This window comes from Epilithonimonas mollis (genome assembly GCF_900142325.1).
Classification (GTDB): domain Bacteria; phylum Bacteroidota; class Bacteroidia; order Flavobacteriales; family Weeksellaceae; genus Epilithonimonas; species Epilithonimonas mollis.
In genome coordinates this window covers 172213-191102 of the sequence record NZ_FRAM01000003.1, presented here as the reverse complement: position 1 = coordinate 191102, position 18890 = coordinate 172213, and the positions used below count along the sequence as shown (strand labels likewise).

At 36.7% G+C, this 18890-nt stretch carries 15 protein-coding genes; 9 read left to right on the top strand and 6 right to left on the bottom strand.

Translation table 11 applies throughout. The annotated features are described in order from the left end of the window. The first annotated feature begins 185 nt into the window (after window positions 1-185). On the top strand, window positions 186-878 hold the full coding sequence (gene pepE, locus BUA97_RS13155; RefSeq protein ID WP_072998984.1) for a dipeptidase PepE: 693 nt from the start codon (window positions 186-188) through the stop codon (window positions 876-878). 9 nt (window positions 879-887) lie between these two features. Beyond that, the gene (locus BUA97_RS13150; protein ID WP_072998983.1) at window positions 888-1475 is read left to right on the top strand and encodes an HD domain-containing protein; all 588 of its coding nucleotides are present in this window, start codon (window positions 888-890) and stop codon (window positions 1473-1475) included. 62 nt (window positions 1476-1537) lie between these two features. Here BUA97_RS13150 and secG read toward each other — a convergent pair whose 3' ends face one another. Continuing rightward, window positions 1538-1876 carry a preprotein translocase subunit SecG gene (gene secG, locus BUA97_RS13145; protein WP_072998982.1) on the bottom strand — a complete coding sequence of 113 codons (339 nt, stop codon included), beginning with the start codon at window positions 1874-1876 and terminating at the stop codon, window positions 1538-1540. Window positions 1877-1940: 64 nt separating this feature from the next. Beyond that, window positions 1941-2789 carry a T9SS type A sorting domain-containing protein gene (locus BUA97_RS13140; protein WP_072998980.1) on the bottom strand — a complete coding sequence of 283 codons (849 nt, stop codon included), beginning with the start codon at window positions 2787-2789 and terminating at the stop codon, window positions 1941-1943. Between the two features lie 88 nt (window positions 2790-2877). Here BUA97_RS13140 and BUA97_RS13135 point away from each other — a divergent pair, with 88 nt between their 5' ends. Then, window positions 2878-4872 (top strand): alpha/beta hydrolase family protein, encoded by a 1995-nt coding sequence (locus tag BUA97_RS13135; RefSeq protein ID WP_072998979.1) that lies wholly within the window; start codon window positions 2878-2880, stop codon window positions 4870-4872. A 428-nt stretch (window positions 4873-5300) separates the two neighbouring features. Here BUA97_RS13135 and BUA97_RS13130 read toward each other — a convergent pair whose 3' ends face one another. Continuing rightward, a complete protein-coding gene (locus BUA97_RS13130) occupies window positions 5301-6167 on the bottom strand; it encodes an aldose 1-epimerase family protein (protein ID WP_072998978.1) in 867 nt (288 codons plus the stop codon). 125 nt (window positions 6168-6292) lie between these two features. Between BUA97_RS13130 and BUA97_RS13125 the strand changes: the two genes are divergently transcribed. The 3 genes from BUA97_RS13125 (at window position 6293) to BUA97_RS13115 (ending at window position 10433) form a co-directional block, all read left to right on the top strand. Beyond that, the gene (locus BUA97_RS13125) at window positions 6293-7459 is read left to right on the top strand and encodes a sensor histidine kinase (RefSeq protein ID WP_072998976.1); all 1167 of its coding nucleotides are present in this window, start codon (window positions 6293-6295) and stop codon (window positions 7457-7459) included. A gap of 288 nt (window positions 7460-7747) precedes the next feature. Then, a complete protein-coding gene (locus BUA97_RS13120; RefSeq protein ID WP_072998974.1) occupies window positions 7748-8794 on the top strand; it encodes a T9SS type A sorting domain-containing protein in 1047 nt (348 codons plus the stop codon). 289 nt (window positions 8795-9083) lie between these two features. Further along, complete coding sequence (locus BUA97_RS13115) at window positions 9084-10433, top strand: DEAD/DEAH box helicase (protein WP_072998972.1); 1350 nt, start codon at window positions 9084-9086, stop codon at window positions 10431-10433. 35 nt (window positions 10434-10468) lie between these two features. Here BUA97_RS13115 and BUA97_RS13110 read toward each other — a convergent pair whose 3' ends face one another. Genes BUA97_RS13110 through BUA97_RS13100 form a run of 3 tightly spaced genes read right to left on the bottom strand, consistent with a single transcriptional unit; the run spans window position 10469 to window position 13250 of the window. Beyond that, window positions 10469-10924 (bottom strand): lipocalin-like domain-containing protein, encoded by a 456-nt coding sequence (locus BUA97_RS13110; protein ID WP_072998970.1) that lies wholly within the window; start codon window positions 10922-10924, stop codon window positions 10469-10471. 49 nt (window positions 10925-10973) lie between these two features. Then, entirely contained in the window at window positions 10974-12284 is a 1311-nt protein-coding gene (locus BUA97_RS13105; RefSeq protein ID WP_072998969.1) for an ABC transporter permease, read from the bottom strand. Window positions 12285-12344: 60 nt separating this feature from the next. Continuing rightward, a complete protein-coding gene (locus BUA97_RS13100) occupies window positions 12345-13250 on the bottom strand; it encodes an ABC transporter ATP-binding protein (RefSeq protein WP_072998967.1) in 906 nt (301 codons plus the stop codon). A gap of 566 nt (window positions 13251-13816) precedes the next feature. Here BUA97_RS13100 and dnaN point away from each other — a divergent pair. The 3 genes from dnaN to BUA97_RS13085 all read left to right on the top strand — a co-directional run bounded on the left by dnaN (window position 13817) and on the right by BUA97_RS13085 (window position 18801). After that, entirely contained in the window at window positions 13817-14947 is a 1131-nt protein-coding gene (dnaN, locus tag BUA97_RS13095) for a DNA polymerase III subunit beta (protein WP_072998965.1), read from the top strand. Between the two features lie 135 nt (window positions 14948-15082). Then, window positions 15083-17482 (top strand): phenylalanine--tRNA ligase subunit beta, encoded by a 2400-nt coding sequence (pheT, locus tag BUA97_RS13090; protein ID WP_072998963.1) that lies wholly within the window; start codon window positions 15083-15085, stop codon window positions 17480-17482. Between the two features lie 71 nt (window positions 17483-17553). After that, the gene (locus tag BUA97_RS13085; RefSeq protein WP_072998960.1) at window positions 17554-18801 is read left to right on the top strand and encodes a YCF48-related protein; all 1248 of its coding nucleotides are present in this window, start codon (window positions 17554-17556) and stop codon (window positions 18799-18801) included. Window positions 18802-18890 lie beyond the last annotated feature (89 nt).

Here is an 18890-nt window from a genome sequence, read left to right as displayed (position 1 = left end):
TGACAGTTTCAAAATTAGCGTTGGAGAATATAATTTTACTGTTGGCAACCATGCTGTCTTATCCGAAATAATTCAGTGATTTCAAATTCAAAAAATATAAAACGATAATATTTAAATTAAATCTTCCAGAGATTATTCCATATTAAAAAAAACATTTCCCGAAATTTGCTGTCAATTATATCAATATGAACATCATCCTCGCATCCACATCCACGCTCTATGGCGGAAAATATCTCGAATATCTAAAACCGGAATTAGAATTACTATATAAAGACATCACAGAAATCATCTTCATCCCATTCGCCAGACCCGGCGGCATCTCCCACGAAGATTATACCCGGAAAGCAAAAGACTTCTTCTCAACAATCAATATCAATATAAAAGGTCTCCACGAGTTCGAAGATAAAACAGAAGCCATCAATTCCGCTCAGGCATTCTTCACCGGCGGTGGCAACACATTCCTGTTAGTGAAAACCCTCCACGAATCTGGATTAATGACTGTTCTGAAACAAAACGTAGAATCTGGCAAACCCTATCTTGGTTGCAGCGCAGGAAGCAACATCGGGGGCATCAACATGAAAACCACCAACGATATGCCTATCGTTTATCCGCCAAGTTTCGACTGTATGGCACTTGTTCCTTTCAATATCAATCCACATTACCTCGACCACAATCCGGAAATCAGACACAACGGAGAAACCCGCGAAACCCGGATCAGGGAATTCCTCACACAGAATGATATCAAAGTTATAGGTCTTAGAGAAGGGAATTGGATAAGAAGAACCGGTAATAAGATCACAATAGAAGGCCCGGAACAAACAAGGATTTTCGAAAAAGGAAAAGAACCCTGCGAGGTAGAACCCGGAACACAATTATAAATTAGTAATATGAAAATACAGAAAGAAATAGACTTCATCATCGCAGTCGATGCCCTGAAAAACGTCCGGAGAAGAAACTATAATGCAGACGACTCCAGAAGAGAAAACACTGCGGAACACAGCTGGCAGATCATCATCCTCGCTCAGATCCTTTATCCTTATGCTAAGAATAATGCAGATATCAATTTGCTGAGAGTCATCAGGATGTTATCCATTCATGATCTAGTAGAGATCGATGCCGGCGACACGTTTCTTTTCGATGAAGAAGGAATGAAAGGCAAATTCGAAAGGGAAAAGCTTGCAGCAAAGAACATCTTCGGAATCTTGGATGAACCGCTTTCGTCAGAGTTTTATAAGCTTTGGATAGAATTTGAAGAAGAAGAAACGCCCGATGCCATCTTTGCATGCGCTATAGACAGGATCATGCCTTTTATTCTTAATTCTCACAATGCCGGGAAAAGCTGGACCGAAGCCGGTGTTACAGAAAAACAGGTGAGGAATATGCTGGAGAATGCCATATGCAGGGCATCAGATGAGATGGAAGAATGCTTCCGGATACTAATGAAAAAATGCTTTGATGAGAATAAGTTTTCTTAGAGCTGCAACAGAAAAACGCTTCCATCATTTGGAAGCGTTTTCTTTATTTTTAATAATTTAAATTATTTTGCCGGAGTCTGTGTAGCTGGCGTATTGTTAGCAGGTGCTTGTTTTACAGGTGCTTCAGTTTTCACAGGTGTCGGTATGCCCGGAGCTGTTTGCGAAGGTTTTCCTGTAAGGATAATGCTAAGCAGGATCAAAACAACAATTGTTGTTCCCAACGTCCAGGTTGCTTTTTCCATAAAATCGTTGGTTCTCTGAACCCCAAATGTTGCAGAAGAAGTTCCTCCGAATGTTCCGGAAAGACCACCGCCTTTCGGGTTTTGTGCCATAATGATGATAACTAATAGAATGCTAGCAATGATAATAAGAATCATAAACAGCGTAAATATTGTGCTCATAGTATCGTCTTAATAATAAATTTTGAAGCGCAAATATAGGGATTATAAATCAATAAATGAAAACTTATTTCTTAATAAATTTCACAACATTCGTTACGTCATTTAATGATTTTAGTTTGATGAAGTAAACACCTGCTTTCAAATTGCTAATATCAATTTTAGAGGATTTAAAATCCTTGCTAAGAATCAGTTTTCCGGATCCGTCAATGATCTCATAAGCGATAAAGCTTTTGTCAGATTCTATATTAACATAATCCTGAACCGGATTTGGAAATATCTTTACAACAGCTACTTTTTTTGATGGATCATTTACCGCCAAAAGACAAGCCGGCGGGTTGGAGATTGGTCCGTCTGTGAAATCGTAATAAATTGTATTCTCAGTTGCAATATATGGAGTACTCTGGAGGAGAGGATCTAAGCCGGATAATCTACAATTATCAAATGTAAATCCAGATTTATAAAAACCATAAGTATACTTATACCATCCTTCGCAGTTTGTTTTTGTCATAGGTTGTGCCATGGTATAATCAACTAATGTCCCCGGATCAATTCTCATTGGCCAGACACATACAAAATTTGGATTCCAGGATGATGGTGGTTTGAAATAAACCGTTTTAGAAGGTAATTCACCAAAATAAAAATTCTTTGATAAAATGTCAGAAAGTTGGCCAGAATAATCTTTTAATATTGCTTTTATAAGCGTATTTTGATTTATCGTTATTTCTACTTTTTGATAACCCGAGGCAGAATTAGTGGTTGGGTCTGATCCGTCAGTTGTGTAAAAAATTGTTCCGTTTCCTTGCAGAGTTGCTTTATAAGGCTGATAATCGTGATTGACAAAAGGTTCAAACTGGATTTGTCCAAAAAATGATTGAAACACAATCACCAAAGAAAAGAGTAAAAGTTTTTTCATAAGAATTAGTTTTATATAGGTTACCTTCAAATTTACACAATATTTTAATAACTTCGTCCGAGTTTTTTCAAAAGATAATTATAAACAGATGAAAATCAAACATTTCATAGTTGCAGCAGCAACAGCGCCTTTTATGATGAATGCACAACAGGTCATGACACCGGAAATCATGTGGACACTCAACCGGCTTGGTGTTCAGTCCGTTTCTCCGGATCAATCTTCCCTGATTTACAAAATCAGCAAAACTGACCTTAAAACAGAAAAATCCAATTCCGAAGCTTTCTGGCTGGATGTCTTAGGAAAATCTACAAAAATCGATTTAGGAAAGAAAAGCATTATTCAATGGGATACTACCGGCATTTATGCTCTTGAAAATAATACGATTTTCTTGTCAAAAGATTCCGGAAAAACCTGGTCAGAATTCTATAATGTCGGCGAAGTTGATAATATCGTGATTTCTCCGGATGGGAAAAAAATTGCTTTTAGCAAAGCAGTTCATATAGAGAATCTCCTTGGAAAGGATAAATACAAAGACTTACCAAAAACAACCGCTCAGATCTACACAGACCTGAATCACCGTCACTGGGACGCCTGGAATGAAGGTTCTTACAATCACGTTTTTGTGGTGAATGTTTCAGAATCTGCTGATAAGGTTAAAGACTTGTTAGAAGGCAAAGCTTTTGACTCACCTCAGAAACCATTTGGTGGCGCAGAAGATTTTGTCTGGAGTCCGGATTCTTCGGAATTGCTTTATGTAACGAAAGCAAAATCTGGTGCGGAATACGCTCAAAGTACCAATACAGATATTTTCGCTTACAATCTTGCTTCCGGAAAAACGACTAATCTGACAGAAGGAATGATGGGTTACGACGTGAATCCGAAATTCAGCAATGATGGGAAATTCCTGCTTTGGAACTCTATGGAAAGAGATGGTTACGAAGCGGATAAAAATGACATCGTAATCATGGATTGGAAGTCCAAAGCAAAAACCAATTTGACTAAAGCCTGGGACGAAAGTGTAACTGGCGATGTAAAATGGGCTTCGGATTCCAAATTGATTTATTTCACGTCGGCTTTCAAAGGGACAAAACAATTGTTTTCGGTTGATGTCAAGAACAAATCAGTAAAACAATTGACAAAAGGCGATTTTGACATCAACGATATTGTTTTAGAAAACAAAGGAAAGCTCTGGGTCACAAAAACTGATATCAATCATAATGCAGATTTGTTCGAAGTTGATGCAAAAGGTTCTTTGAAGCAGATTACTGATATCAATAAAGAGAATTACTCAAAATTAATTCCTGGAAAATCCGAACTGAAAATGGTAAAAACCACGGACGGAAAAGAAATGGGCGTTTGGTTCCACTATCCGCCGAATTTTGACCCGAATAAAAAGTATCCGACTTTGGTTTATTGTCAAGGAGGACCGCAATCTGCACTCACACAGTTTTTCTCCACAAGATGGAATTTCGCTTTGATGGCAGCTAATGGTTATATTGTAGTGGCGCCAAACAGACGCGGAATGCCAGGCTGGGGTGTTGAATGGAATGAACAAATCAGCGGCGACTGGGGCGGACAACCAATTAGAGATTATTTGTCTGCAACCGATTTTGCAAAAACTTTACCATATGTAGATGGAAATAGAGTTGCGGCTGTTGGCGCAAGTTACGGCGGTTATTCCGTATTTATGCTGGCTGGTGTTCACGAAAACAGATTCAAAACGTTTATTGCACACGATGGTTTGTTTGATATGAAATCCTGGTACGGAACAACAGAGGAACTCTGGTTTGCCAATTGGGATTTAGGTGGAAGCTATTGGCAAAAACCTACTCCGAAAGCCTATTCAGAATTTAATCCGAGTAATTTTGTGGACAAATGGAATAAGCCGATTATGATTATCCAGGGCGGAATAGATTTCCGTGTTCCTTATGAGCAGGGTCAGGAAGCGTTCCAGGCTGCAAAGCTGAAAGGTCTGAAAACCAAATTTCTTTATTTCCCTAATGAAAACCATTGGGTGCTTCATCCGCAGAATGGTTTGGTTTGGCAGAGAGAATTCTTTGATTGGCTAAAAGAAACACTTTAGAAAATTCCCCTCTTCGAAGGGGTGGCAAAAATTTTATAAATTTTTGACGGGGTGGTTAAAAATATTTTAAATTGCAGTTGAAATTTTTCAACTGCAATTTTTTATTTTAGCCGAATAAAAAAAACGTTACCAGAAAATATAAAAAATAAAATTTTAGAATATTGGAACAAATTGGATAAAGAATAATATAATTTGGGCAGCTTAATCCGCCTTCCGCTCCCAATCTTTTCACTCCACTTCGTTGCGTAAAAAGGATTTCCGCTCAAGTCGGGCTGCGGATTCAACGTAAATCAACATTAATGTAAAATAGAAGAAAAACCCTTTCAGAGTTTCAAACTCTGAAAGGGTTTCGTTATTTATATAAAGCGGCAAAATTTGCGACTTTTAAGGCATCTTGAAATAAAATTTTTGAGACTTTGCAATAAAAATTATTCAATTTCCACAGCCCAATCCGCCTTCCAATCCTCATTCTTCTCCAACTTCAAAATCCCAAACTTTTCCGTCAATTCCTGATTGTGATTTTCCAGATCTGCAATGCCTTGCCAAGGCTCCAGACAAACAAAATCTGCATTCTTCGCCGCCCAAATCCCGAAATACGGAAAATTCGAAAACGAAAAAATAACTTTATGATTGTTCTTTTTGTTTCTCAAAATCAATTCCTGACTTTTCATTGTCGTCATTACCAATGCATCTTTGGAAAACAATTCATAAGATAAAGGCAATGTTTTATTTTCAAGTTCTATTATTTTTATTTTATTGCTAATAAGATTATCTGCCAAAGGATGGATTTCCAGCTTTTCATCATCAGAAAAAATGATTTCGTAATCACTGTAATTCAAGCCTTTTTCTGTGTCAATCGCAAATCCGGGATGTGCGCCGAGAGAAAAATACATTTCTTTTTCCGAAAGGTTTTTCACTTGGTAAGAAACCGTCAGTTTATTCTCAACTAAAGTATATTTGATTTCCAAACTGAATTGGAAAGGATAAATTTTTATAGATTCTTCATCCGATTTCAATTCGAAAATAATTTCACTTTCAGAGGATTTTTTCGCTGCAAAAACCCGCTTTCTTGCAAACCCGTGGCGAGGCAACTCATAAGTTTTTCCCTTGAAAATATATTTATCATCTTTCAAAGCACCGACAGTTGGAAAAAGAACAGGACTTTGCCCGCTCCAGAAATCAGCATTTCCTTCCCAGATTATTTCTTTACCGATTTCCAGATTGATGAGGGAAACTAATTCTGCACCAAGTTCGTTGAAAGTAGCCTTCAGTTTTGTATTTTGGATCGTTGTCATTTTCTAAAATTAATTGAATACAAATATCTGCATTAATCTTCGATTTTGAATCCAATATCTAATGTCTAAAAGCTAACTTTTCATTTTATGTAATAAATTCCTAAATTGCCGTTTTATAAGCAATAATGAAAGGATTTAATTTTCTGAAGCGCATCAATAGCTGGGTCGTATATTTCATACTGACTGCTATTGTTTTTGGAATTGCTGTTTCTTCTTTTCTGATGATCGATCAGCTTCGTAAGCAGGAGATTCAGAAAATCAATCTTATAGGCACTGCGCTCAAGGCTTATACGGATGACGATATCTCAGCAGATCCAAAGATTCAGGAATTGTACCTTGCTGTTATGCAGGATAATACAAATTTGCCAATTGTTGTTACTGACAAAAAAAAGACTCCGGTTTTCCAGGCAAATATCCCGGAAGAGATAGAACAGGATACTGTGAAACTGAAGAATCTGATCCGAAAAATGGAAAATTCTTATGATCCTTTTGTTGTAGAATTGCCATCAGGTCAAAATCAATATATCTATTATGATAACTCGGATCTTCTAAATTATTTCCGTTATTATCCATATATTCTCGCATTGTTTGTAGGAGCATATCTTGCATTTTCCTTCTGGTTTCTGAGAACTTTGAAAAAAACGGATGAAGGCTTTGTTTGGGCAGGCTTGGCAAAAGAAACGGCGCATCAGATCGGGACACCGCTTTCTTCCATGATAGGGTGGGTAGAGATTATGAAGCTTGAAGATGAGAATGGACTTGGAATAAAAGAACTGGAGATGGACGTGAACCGGCTGAAAACGATTTCCGAAAGATTCTCCAAAATCGGTTCTATTCCGGAACTGAATGATCTTGATATCAATGAAACCGTGCAGCAGAATTATGATTATCTGAAAAAACGAATCTCCACAAGAGTCGAGTTCACGCTAAGAAAAACTTATGAGCCTGTCCTCATTCCTCACAGCAGGATACTGATGAGCTGGGTGATTGAGAATCTTGTGAAAAATGCTGTCGATGCAATGAAAGGCGAAGGAAAACTGGAGCTGTCACTCTATAAAAAAAACAGAAATATCTATATCGATGTGACTGATACCGGAAGCGGAATGACAAAACAACAGATTCGAAACGCCTTCAAACCCGGTTTTTCTACAAAGAAGCGTGGTTGGGGATTAGGATTGTCATTAACCAAAAGAGTTGTCTCAGAATATCACAAAGGCGATGTCAGAATTGCTCATTCCGAAGTGGGGAAAGGAACAACTTTCAGAATCGTTTTGAAGGAAGATCAGAAGTAAAAACTAATGATTACAATTGATTGTCAAAAATGTTTGTAGGGTATTTTCATTATGAATTTAATTGATTAATTATATATGAATTACCAATGGTAATCGTTGTAAATGACCAATAATTATTTTTTTATAATGTTTTTTTACAGGCTTTTAGAATTTCACAAAATAGTAATTCTTTAATACAGTAAAAAGTGTAACCATTTTATATAAATTTTACAAGAAATTCGTTATTAATAAAAATCAATTTAATCTATATTAAGACAAATATTAAATAAAAATAAAAAAATTAAACCTATGAAAAAAAACTTAACCATCATTAAAATCTTAATTTTCATTTTTAATGTAAATTATTTTAGTTCACAAAGAACTACAGTAGTTGAAAATGTGAAATTTCCAACAGCTCTCTTTGTATATAATAATGATATTTTTTATGGTGAACATCAAGGGTCTTTATTGAAGAATACTCTCAATACGATTTCTAACCCTAGTATAGTTTGGTATACTAACGGGACTTATCGTTCTACTTTTAAAGACAATTATCTATATGTAACAAATCCTTATGGTGGTGAAATTGTAAAAATAGATTTAACCTCGCAGATATATACTCCTGTTTCTTTATTTAAAACTAGTGATACTCCTGACGGTATTGCCATCAAAGGAAATGATTTATATTTTAGTTTGGAAGTTTCTGGAACAATAGCGAAAATTGATATCTCTGAAGTTAATCCTGTTATGAAAATAGTAGCATCAGGTTTTAGTGATCCTACAGGAATTGCAATACATGGAAATAATCTTTATGTTGCTGAGTTCAATGGCAACAGAATTTCAAAACTAGATATTTCTTCTGATAATCCAGTGCGTATGGATTATATGACAGAACTTAATAATCCTACTGAGATTCTTGTTTATGAAGATAAATTGTTGGTATCAGAATTTTCTAATAATAGAATATTATTGGTAAATATAGATAACCCTACTCCAGTAATTATAGATACAATTACAAACATTACCCAACCAACAGGGCTATTTATTAATAACTCGGATCTATATGTTTGTGTTTACGGCGAAAATAAAATTATTAAAATGCCAATTTCAACTTTAAATGTCCAAAATAATAGTTCTATTGAAAATATAATATTATATCCAAACCCTTCTTCTGATTTTGTAACCATTACCGGAATAAGTAAACCTCTTACCTATGAAGTGAATAATTATCTAGGAGTCAAAGTAATGAAAGGAACAATTACTAATAAAAGTAATATAGATATTAGAAATTTGCCTATAGGAGTATATTTCATAGTATTAGAAAATGGTATTTCAAAAAAAATTATAAAAAAATAGTAGAATTCTAAGATGTTTTTAATATAATTCAGTTGCTTTTAATGATGGTATCTTCGACTCGAATAAATTGAACAAACTCTTAGAGTTTTTACTTCCAATTTTTAGAATAGAAAAAGTTACATTCTATCATTTTCAATATTTATCAATCGGCTTTTATTTGCTTAATTAGAAACAATGAAAAAGTTAACAAAAAAGATATTTGTAACATTCTTATTATATCCGATTTAGGAAATCAAATTGAATTAAAAATACAAATTTCCCTTGATTTCAAAATCCATATCTTTGCCGGATGAAAACCACTTTTGCAGATTTCGATTTACCGGAAAAAATTCTTGATGTTTTAGCTGACCTCAATCTTTTTGAGCCAACGCCAATCCAGGAAAAAAGCCTGAAACCAATCCTTTCAGGTCGTGATGTAATGGGAATTGCACAGACCGGAACCGGTAAAACTTTAGCTTACTTGCTTCCTGTACTCAAAACATGGAAATATAATAAAACCGGCAACCCGACAGTGTTAATTCTGGTTCCAACCAGAGAACTTGTGGTTCAGGTTACCGAAGTTCTTGAAAAACTGACGGAAAACATCACTGCAAGAGTTATCGGAATCTATGGTGGTAAAAATATCAATACACAGAAACTGCTGTTCAATGACGGGTGTGATATCTTAGTTGGGACACCGGGAAGAGTAATGGATTTGTCGATTGATAATGCGATTTCTCTTAAGGAAGTTAATAAACTGATCATCGATGAGTTTGATGAGATGCTGAATCTGGGTTTCCGTCCACAACTAACTCATATCTTCGAAATGATGAAAGAGAAAAGACAAAATATTCTTTTCTCAGCAACGATGACTGAGGCACTGGACGAGATTTTGAACGAATATTTTGCCGGTCCGATTGAGATTTCTCTCGCAAGATCAGGAACGCCTTTGGAGAAAATTGCCCAAACGGCAATTCCTGTAGAAAATTTCAATACAAAACTGAATTTACTGATTCATCTTCTGAAAACAGAAAATAATCTTGAAAAAATTCTGATTTTCGCTAATAATAAAAAGCACGCCGATCTGATCTATGAAAAATTAAACCACGAGTTTCCCGAAGAATTTGGTGTGATCCATTCCAATAAATCTCAGAATTTCCGTCTCAGAGTAATGCAGGAATTCAGCAATGAGGAACTGCGCGGTGTGATTACCACGGACATTATGGCAAGAGGTCTCGATATTCCGGATATTTCACACGTTTTCAACTTCGAGGTTCCGGAAGTTCCGGAACAATATATTCACAGAATTGGTAGAACTGGCCGTGCAGACAAAGATGGTATCGCAGTAACTTTCTATACGAAAAAGGAAGAAGGACAGCTTCTTGATATCGAATTGTTGATGGATAAAGAAATCCAAAAATCCACTTTCCCTCAAGACGTTACCATTTCTAAAGTGAAAATTGCTTCTGAACAGGACGAGGTAAAAATGAAATTCCTGACTACGGCAAAACTCAACGAAGGCGAATCTGCTTTCCACGAGAAAAAAGACAAGAACAAAAAAATCAATCTTGGTGGTCCGAGCAAGCGAAAAGCACCTAAAAAATTTGGTGCAAACAGAGCGCAACAAAAAGCAAAATCTAAAGCTAAGAGAAAGAAATAAAACAAAAACTCCTCAGAATGTTCTGAGGAGTTTTTTTATTTGTTTAATACCATAACAAATTTATCATTAATTCCATCATTGTCAACATCATAATAATAAAGAGGATTAATTAACTGTAGCTCATCATTTGTGACAGAGTTAACTTTGAGTGTGTAAGGATTATTTGTACGAGTAGATTTGAATGTGATTTGCTTCTGATTTTCATCATAATTAAATTCGCCATTTTCTGTATCATCTATTATGCAAGAACCTGTGAAATTATCCTTGAAACTGTTTATTGTGTAATTATTTTCTGAGAATAAGTAAGTTCTTTTATCTGGACAATCCGTTATAGCTTCGGAGAACAAAATTGAATTGTCTTTCCCTGACATTACTTGATTTTTAGTCAGAGTCCAAGTTCCAACAATCATTGACTCAGATTTTTCATCATCATCTTTCCTACAAGAAATAATTACTAAGGAAGCTAAGGTAAATAAAATAAGTTTTTTCACGGGATTAATTTTTCCACAAATAAAATGCAAATTTATCAATAAAGAGAAATTAGCTTCTAATCCACTTCCAAATCTCCTTCAAAGTCGCCTTATTTCCGTACATCAAAATTCCCACTCTATAGATTTTCGCAGCAATATAAACCATCAATAGAGTAGAAGCAATCAAAAGGAAAATCGATAACAGAATCTCCCAAAGCGGAACACCAAAAGGGATCCTCGCAATCATAGCAACCGGCGACGTAAACGGAATAATTGACAACCAAAAAGCCATCGGTCCGTCCGGATTATTCATAATCGTAAAACTTCCGTAAAGTCCCAACATCAAAGGAACAATCGCAAACATCGTGAATTGCTGTGTTTCTGTTTCATTATCAACCGCACTTCCAATGGCTGCATACATGGAGCTGTAAAAGATGTATCCAAACAAGAAGAAAAATACAAAAACGCTGATGATTCCTACGTAATTCATATCCAAAAGAACATGTGAAACTTCCGTCGCGATTTGCTGAAAATCCATATTTTTCATTATTTCGCTTTGTTCAGCAGGCATATTTTTCTGCATCGCCGCAAATCCTGTATTGAGGAAAAAAGCTGCAGTCACAGACATCGCAATCCAAATAATGAACTGTGTCAAAGCCACCAAAGTCACACCCAATATTTTTCCCATCATCAACTCAAAAGGCTTCACAGAGGAGATAATGATTTCCACAACACGGTTGTTTTTCTCTTCCAAAACACTCCTCATTACACGAACACCATAAATAATGATGAACATAAAAACCACATACATCAATCCGAGGCTCAACGCCGTTTTGATGCCGAAAGCAAGGTCGCTTTCTGGGCGGTCACTTTCCGTGACGTTTTGAGAAATGATTTTGAAACCTTTATCAAGATTCACGATTCTGTCTTCCGAAATCCCAAGCATTTTGATCTTTTCCTTTTTGAGGATATTGCTGAGATCTGCAGAAACAGCTAATTTGGTATCGACACCGATTTTTTTATTGGTAAACAACTTTGTTCCGTTTTCCAGCGCATCAAAATTCTTATCTTTCAGTTCTGGGATGATGAGGATACCGTCCGAACCTTTCAGGTTTTTCAGGTTTTTAACCAAAGTATTTTCAGTATTGGCCGGAACGAAAGTGTAAGTAATATCTTTCGTTGATTTCAATTGACCTGCGAAAATCCCGCTTTTGTCAACCACTTCGAAATGGTATTCTGCCTCGTTGGCTTTGAACATGAAACCAATCAGAGCTCCAAATCCAACAATCAAAAGAGGCGCAAGAAGTGTCAGGATAATAAAAGATTTTTTCTTAACCTGCGTCAGAAATTCTCTTTTGGTAATGAGATATATATTTTTCATTCTTGTTGTAAAAAGTATTAAGTAAAAATTAAAATCCGTCAGCTATCAACCGATAACCCATCAACCCTTAACGGCATTAATGAAAACCTCATTCATACTCGGGATCTTCTCATTGAAAGTCCGTATCGTTCCGGTTTTCAGCAGGTCTTGCAAAAGGATTGTTTGATTCTCAGTATTTTTTAGCTCAAAATTGAAAAGACCGTTAGCATTTCCTATCGTCTCGATTTGGTATTTTCGGCTTAATTCTTCCAGATTTTCAGAGTTCACATCAGAAAGAACCACTGAAAAAACATTCTGTTTAAAATGCTCTCGTACATCAAAAACTTTCCCATCCAGAACTTTCTTAGAATTATTAATGAGGGCTACAAAATCACACATTTCCTCTACACTTTCCATTCGGTGCGTCGACAGGATAATTGTCGTTCCTTCATTTTTCAGACGGATGATCTGATCCTTGATGAGATTCGCATTCACAGGGTCAAAACCCGAAAAAGGCTCATCCAGAATCAAGAGTTTAGGACGATGTAACACTGTCACCACAAACTGGATTTTCTGCGCCATCCCTTTGGACAGTTCACTCAGTTTTTTCTTCCACCACTGGTCGATGTGCAGTTGTTCAAACCAGAATTTAGCCTGCGAAAGTGCTTCCTGTCGGGACATTCCTTTCAGCTCTCCAAAATAAAGAAGCTGGTCACCCACCGTCATATTCTTATAAAGTCCTCGTTCCTCCGGCATGTATCCGATATTTCGGATATGCTCCGGATTCAGTTTTTGACCATCAATCCAGATGTCGCCTTCGTCTGCCTGAGTAATTTGATTAATGATCCTGATAAAAGATGTTTTCCCTGCGCCATTCGGACCTAAAAGCCCGTAAATGCTTGCTGTAGGAACTTCAATCGAGAAGTCCTGAAGCGCAATTTTCTTCCCGGCGTTGTATGTTTTTTTGATATGTTCTGCTCTCAGCATACAAATGTTTTTATTTTTAGAAGCAACAAGATATTCCAGTTGACTATTCCAACACGCCTTCCGCTCCAATAGAATCGGGACTGTGTTGATGTTTTGTCTTTTTAAAACCTCACAAAATTAGTTCATTAATATTACAAATGTTACAGAAAAATTTTATTATCTCCGACCGGCTGTATAAGGTTTCAAAATCCTGAGATGGTTACCAAAGCTTTTTTAATAGGAATTTCGATTTTTTAATTTTTAATCAGAATTCCCGGAAAAGCCGATGAACACGTGAGGATGGCTCAACTAAATGAATCAATGACCCAACTAAATGGATCAATGGTTTAACTAAGTGAATCAAAGAATCAACTAAATGGATCATTGGCATAATAACTAAATGGATTTATAACGTCTCCGACTTACAGGTATTAAAAACAAATTCTTCGACTTACTAATGTCAAAAAAAATTCCTGAATCAAGACTAGATATTGCTTTAAACACATAATTGTTAATAACTAAATAAATCATGCTTTTAAAATTTGCTCAGAATCATTATATTTGTGGAATTGAAATAAATACAGTTTATGAGATTTATTGTTGCCAGTGGCGATTTGCAAAAAGCTTTACAGACGGTGAGTGGCGTGATTTCCGGGTCACAATCCAGACCAATTTTGGAGAATTTTCTTTTCGAGTTAGACCAGAACTTACTGACAGTAACCGCTTCTGACGGAGAAACGACATTGATTACTTCTCTGGAAGTGAAGTCGGACGACAAAGGAAAATTAGCAGTTCCAGGTAAGATTTTTCAGGATTTCCTGAAAACTTATGGTGAACAGCCTTTGACGCTTGCGGTTAAAGATTCTGAAGATGGAAACGGAAGCGTTTTGGAAATCTTGGATGAGAAAGACAACTTTGCCGTAGCATTGGACAATGCAGACGATTATCCGGAATTACCGGAATTTGATGCATCTCAGAAAGTGACCATTGGAGGCGGGATTTTGGCTGAAGCTTTGGCGAACACTTTGTTTGCTACGAGTAACGATTCTCTACGTCCTGTGATGACTGGCGTTTTGTTTCAGTTCAAAGAAGATGAGACCAATTTTGTATCCACAGATTCTCACAGATTAGTGGTTTACAAGAGAACAGATATCGTACATCCGGAGACTTTGGAGTTCATTATGCCAAAGAAACCTTTATCGATTTTCAAAAATATCCTGAACAATTCCAACGAAGATGTTGTAATTGAATTCAGTGATAATATGGCGAAATTCACTTTCGGAAATAATATCTGGATTTGCCGTTTGATTGACGGAAAATATCCGAATTACAATGCGGTAATTCCTAAAGAAAATCCCAACGTTTTGACCATCAACAGAAGTTTACTTTTGGGTTCTATCAGAAGAGCGTCTATTATGTCCAACAAATCTACGAATCAGGTAAGATTCAAGTTGTCTGGGAACGTTCTTCATCTTCATGCAGAAGATACGGAATATGCTAACAAAGCAGATATGCAGATCCCTTGCGATTATAATGGTGATGATATCAACATCGGGTTCAGTTCAAAATTCCTGACAGAGATGTTATCCGTTTTGGCTTCTGACGATATCACGATGAAAATGTCTCAACCCAACAGACCAGGAATTGTAGAACCGGTGGACGGACTGGAGGAGAATGAGAGTATCCTGATGTTGTCAATGCCTGTGATAGGATTGTAAATCATCATCAATTAGGATAATTAATTATCAATTAAAATAAAAATACAATTTGAGATTTGATAGTTCAAGTCTCAAATTTTGTTTAATAAAAACCTCGGATATCAGCTTGTTAAATCCGACAATTAAATATAAACAATGAAAATTTCTAATAATTGGCTTAAAGATTATATCAAAACAGACCTTAACTCTGAGAAAATCAGTGCATATCTTACCGATATCGGTTTGGAAGTGGAAGGTGTAGATCAATTCGAGACCGTAAAAGGAAGCCTGGAAGGGATTGTTGTAGGTAAAGTTCTGACTTGCGAAAAACATCCGAATGCAGATAAACTGAGCAAAACAACAGTGGATGTCGGCAACGGAAAAGTATTGGAAATTGTTTGCGGTGCGCCTAATGTAGCCGTAGGGCAAACAGTTCCTGTTGCTGTGGTCGGAACAAAAATCTATACAAAAGACGGCAATTCGTTCGAAATCAAAAAAGCTAAAATCCGTGGCGAAGTTTCCGAAGGGATGATTTGTGCCGAAGACGAATTAGGTTTGAGTGATGACCACGCCGGAATTATGGTTTTAGATGAAACGAAATTCGAAGTAGGAAAACCTTTCGCAGATTATTTTGAACTGACAAACGATGAGGTTTACGAAATTGGATTAACGCCAAACAGAACCGATGCAATGTCACACTACGGTGTTGCCAGAGATTTGCAGGCTTTTGTTTCTTCTAATAATCTTAAATCAGAATTTACCAAAATCGAATCGCTTGCGATCAATGTAGAAGGCTCTCACGATTTCAAATTAATCGTTGAAGATTCTGAGTTAACACCAAGATATCTGGGAGCAGTTATCGAAAATGTTGAGGTAAAAGACTCTCCGGAATGGTTAAAAAACCGATTGAGAGCAATTGGACTTTCGCCGATTAATAATGTTGTAGATATTACCAATTATATTCTTCACGGACTCGGGCAACCGCTTCACGCTTTCGATGCCGATAAAATCACTGGAAAAACTGTGAAAGTCGGAACGGTAAAAGCTGGAACCAAATTCCAAACCCTGGATAATGTTGAAAGAACTCTGAATGGTTCCGAAATCATTATCAAGGACGGGAAAAATAATCCGCTTTGCATTGCAGGCGTCTTTGGTGGAAGCGACAGTGGCGTTTCATCGGAAACAAAAATCATTTTCTTGGAAAGTGCATATTTCAATCCTGTAGCGATCAGAAAAGCGTCTAAACTTCACAGTCTGAATACCGATGCATCTTTCCGTTTTGAAAGAGGAGTAGATCCAAATAATGCCAGAACCGCTCTGACTCATGCGATCAATTTGATTCAGGAATTAGCTGGAGGAAAATTGGTGGGCGAGATTATGGAACATTATCCGGAAAAAATTAAAGACCATTATGTGGTTTTCAGATATTCTCAATTAGACCAGATTTTGGGAACTAAAATCCATAGAGAAAAAGTAAAGGAGATTTTAAAATCTCTTGATATTCAGATTCTTAACGAAATTCAAAATGGCCTCGAATTGTCCGTTCCTGTTTATAGAGCTGATGTGACAAGAGAAATTGATGTTATCGAAGAAGTACTCAGAATCTATGGTTATAATAAAATAGAAGCACCCAAAAAAATATCGTTCACACCAGTAAAATTAAGTTTCGATGACCAGGATGCTTTGGAAAATTCCTGGGCAAGAACTTTGCAGTCCAATGGTTTCCATGAAGTGATGAACAATTCGCTTCGTTCTATAAAAGATGAAACGAATGCTGTAAAACTACTGAATCCGTTGAGTAATGATCTGGCATTCATGAGAAAATCTTTACTGGAAGGACTTTTAGAAAATGCGATTTATAACATCAACAGGAAATCCGCGGATATCAAATTTTTCGAATTAGGGAAAATTTATCACAAGATAGAAAAGTACGAAGAAAGAAAGCAGTTAGCGATTTTGACTTCGGGAAGAGAAGTGGCGGAAAACTGGCTTCAGCCAAAAAGTGCGACAGATTTCTACTATTTGAAAGCTTATGTGAAAGTTCTTCTAGAAAAACTGAACCTTGATTTTCAGGAATCTGCGCTGGATGACGGGCGTTTTTCCGATGCTTTGGAAATCAAATCCGGCGATAAAACTTTGGCAAGATTAGGTAAAGTTTCTCCGCAAATGCTGAAAGACTTCGATATCAGCCAGGAAGTTTTCTACGCAGAAATCGAATTGGAAAATTGCCAGGCTTTGAGAACAAAAGAGAATCTGAAATTCATAGATATTCCGAAGTTCAACAAAATCAGAAGAGATCTGGCATTGTTGGTGGATAAAACCATCAGTTATTCAGAACTTTACGAATTGGCGAAAAAAAATAAATCACCGTTTCTGAAAAATATCAACCTGTTTGATGTCTATGAAGGCAAAAACCTTCCGGAAGGTAAAAAATCTTATGCAGTGAGTTTTGAACTTCTGAATGAGGAAAAAACTTTGGAGGATAAGGATATTTCTGAGGTTATGAATTCGCTTATCAAGTCTTTTGAAAAAGAGTTCAGAGCAGAATTAAGATAAATTAATTTAAAATATATAAATCTAAATCGGGAAATTCTCCCGATTTTTTTATTTTTATAAAAAATTAAACCATGAAAAGATTACTGACTTCATTTTTGGTTATTTCGGGTCTTGCTTTTGCACAGACTTACAATTGGAAGGCATTAGCATCTCCGCCATCTACGACAGGCCGCTATGATGATGTCTTTTTTCTGAATGAAAATCTCGGCTGGGCTGCAAGAGGCGGGAACGGAACGGTTTTTAAAACTATCAATGGCGGAACAACATGGACAGAGCAGATTGTAAGCACACAGACCGGGCAGTATTTTAGAAATATAGAATTCCTGAACGAGAATATCGGGTTTGTAGGCACACTAAATAATAACTTTTATAAAACAACAAACGGTGGAACAACTTGGAGCAAGGTTAATATAGTGCCATCACTTCCTGCTATTTGCGGACTGGATGCTGTTGGCACATCGACAATCTATGGGTGTGGCGCTTGGTTTTCTCCGGCCTATGTTATCAAGTCAACAGATTCCGGCAATACCTGGAAATTCATCGATATGTCGGAACAGGCATCTGCACTTGTGGAAGTTTTGTTTATTGATGAAAATACAGGTTTTGTATCCGGTAGTGATGATCAGGGTGCTGTTATTTTAAAAACTATAAATGGCGGCGATTCCTGGACCAAAATATACAGAGCTGGTGATCCTGGCGATTATGTCTGGAAAATGCAGATTTTTCCGGATAATAAAAAAATGTTCTGCTCTATAGAGTCGGAGACCCAAGGAAAACTATTGAAAACACTGGACGGCGGATTGACCTGGCAGACTAAGAATTTTCCGGACCCTTATGTTCAGGCTGTTGGTTTTGTCTCCGATACCCACGGATGGATGGGCGGTCATAACTCCGGATTCATGGAGACTTTTGACGGTGGCAATACCTGGATCGATAACAATCTGGGCGGCTCTCTCAACCGCATTTTTTTCATTAACGGAACCTCAGCTTTTGCTTCAGGCAATCATATTTATAAAATGACAGCATCAGGACTGGCAACAGACGAAACGGGAAGCGAAAAAGTTGAAAACCTGAAGATTGATGTGATAAATCCTGTAAAAGACAGGCTGATTCTTAATATTCATTACATCCATTCCGACCATATTATTGTTGGGTTGTATGATTTGACAGGGAAATTTTTGGGCAATATTTTAAAAGATGATGTGAGTCAGAAAAGTGTGAAAAAATATACCATGGAATTCAAATATCCTGCTGGCGAATATCTATTGGCCGTACAATCCAATCTCGGCCGACAATCAATAAAGATTATTAAAAAATAGAATGTTTTCTGAGAGTTTGATCCCGCTATCCGCTATATCTTTTTTTGCCAAAGCTTATTCCGGAAAAAAAAGGATGCCGCTACTATCGG

What these genes read in the sequence shown, in the direction of transcription:
- pepE (WP_072998984.1), top strand. Translation starts at nt 186, where the DNA reads ATGAACATCATCCTCGCATCCACATCCACGCTCTATGGCGGAAAATAT.
- BUA97_RS13150 (WP_072998983.1), top strand. Translation starts at nt 888, where the DNA reads ATGAAAATACAGAAAGAAATAGACTTCATCATCGCAGTCGATGCCCTG.
- secG (WP_072998982.1), bottom strand. Translation starts at nt 1,876, where the DNA reads ATGAGCACAATATTTACGCTGTTTATGATTCTTATTATCATTGCTAGC.
- BUA97_RS13140 (WP_072998980.1), bottom strand. Translation starts at nt 2,789, where the DNA reads ATGAAAAAACTTTTACTCTTTTCTTTGGTGATTGTGTTTCAATCATTT.
- BUA97_RS13135 (WP_072998979.1), top strand. Translation starts at nt 2,878, where the DNA reads ATGAAAATCAAACATTTCATAGTTGCAGCAGCAACAGCGCCTTTTATG.
- BUA97_RS13130 (WP_072998978.1), bottom strand. Translation starts at nt 6,167, where the DNA reads ATGACAACGATCCAAAATACAAAACTGAAGGCTACTTTCAACGAACTT.
- BUA97_RS13125 (WP_072998976.1), top strand. Translation starts at nt 6,293, where the DNA reads ATGAAAGGATTTAATTTTCTGAAGCGCATCAATAGCTGGGTCGTATAT.
- BUA97_RS13120 (WP_072998974.1), top strand. Translation starts at nt 7,748, where the DNA reads ATGAAAAAAAACTTAACCATCATTAAAATCTTAATTTTCATTTTTAAT.
- BUA97_RS13115 (WP_072998972.1), top strand. Translation starts at nt 9,084, where the DNA reads ATGAAAACCACTTTTGCAGATTTCGATTTACCGGAAAAAATTCTTGAT.
- BUA97_RS13105 (WP_072998969.1), bottom strand. Translation starts at nt 12,284, where the DNA reads ATGAAAAATATATATCTCATTACCAAAAGAGAATTTCTGACGCAGGTT.
- BUA97_RS13100 (WP_072998967.1), bottom strand. Translation starts at nt 13,250, where the DNA reads ATGCTGAGAGCAGAACATATCAAAAAAACATACAACGCCGGGAAGAAA.
- dnaN (WP_072998965.1), top strand. Translation starts at nt 13,817, where the DNA reads ATGAGATTTATTGTTGCCAGTGGCGATTTGCAAAAAGCTTTACAGACG.
- pheT (WP_072998963.1), top strand. Translation starts at nt 15,083, where the DNA reads ATGAAAATTTCTAATAATTGGCTTAAAGATTATATCAAAACAGACCTT.
- BUA97_RS13085 (WP_072998960.1), top strand. Translation starts at nt 17,554, where the DNA reads ATGAAAAGATTACTGACTTCATTTTTGGTTATTTCGGGTCTTGCTTTT.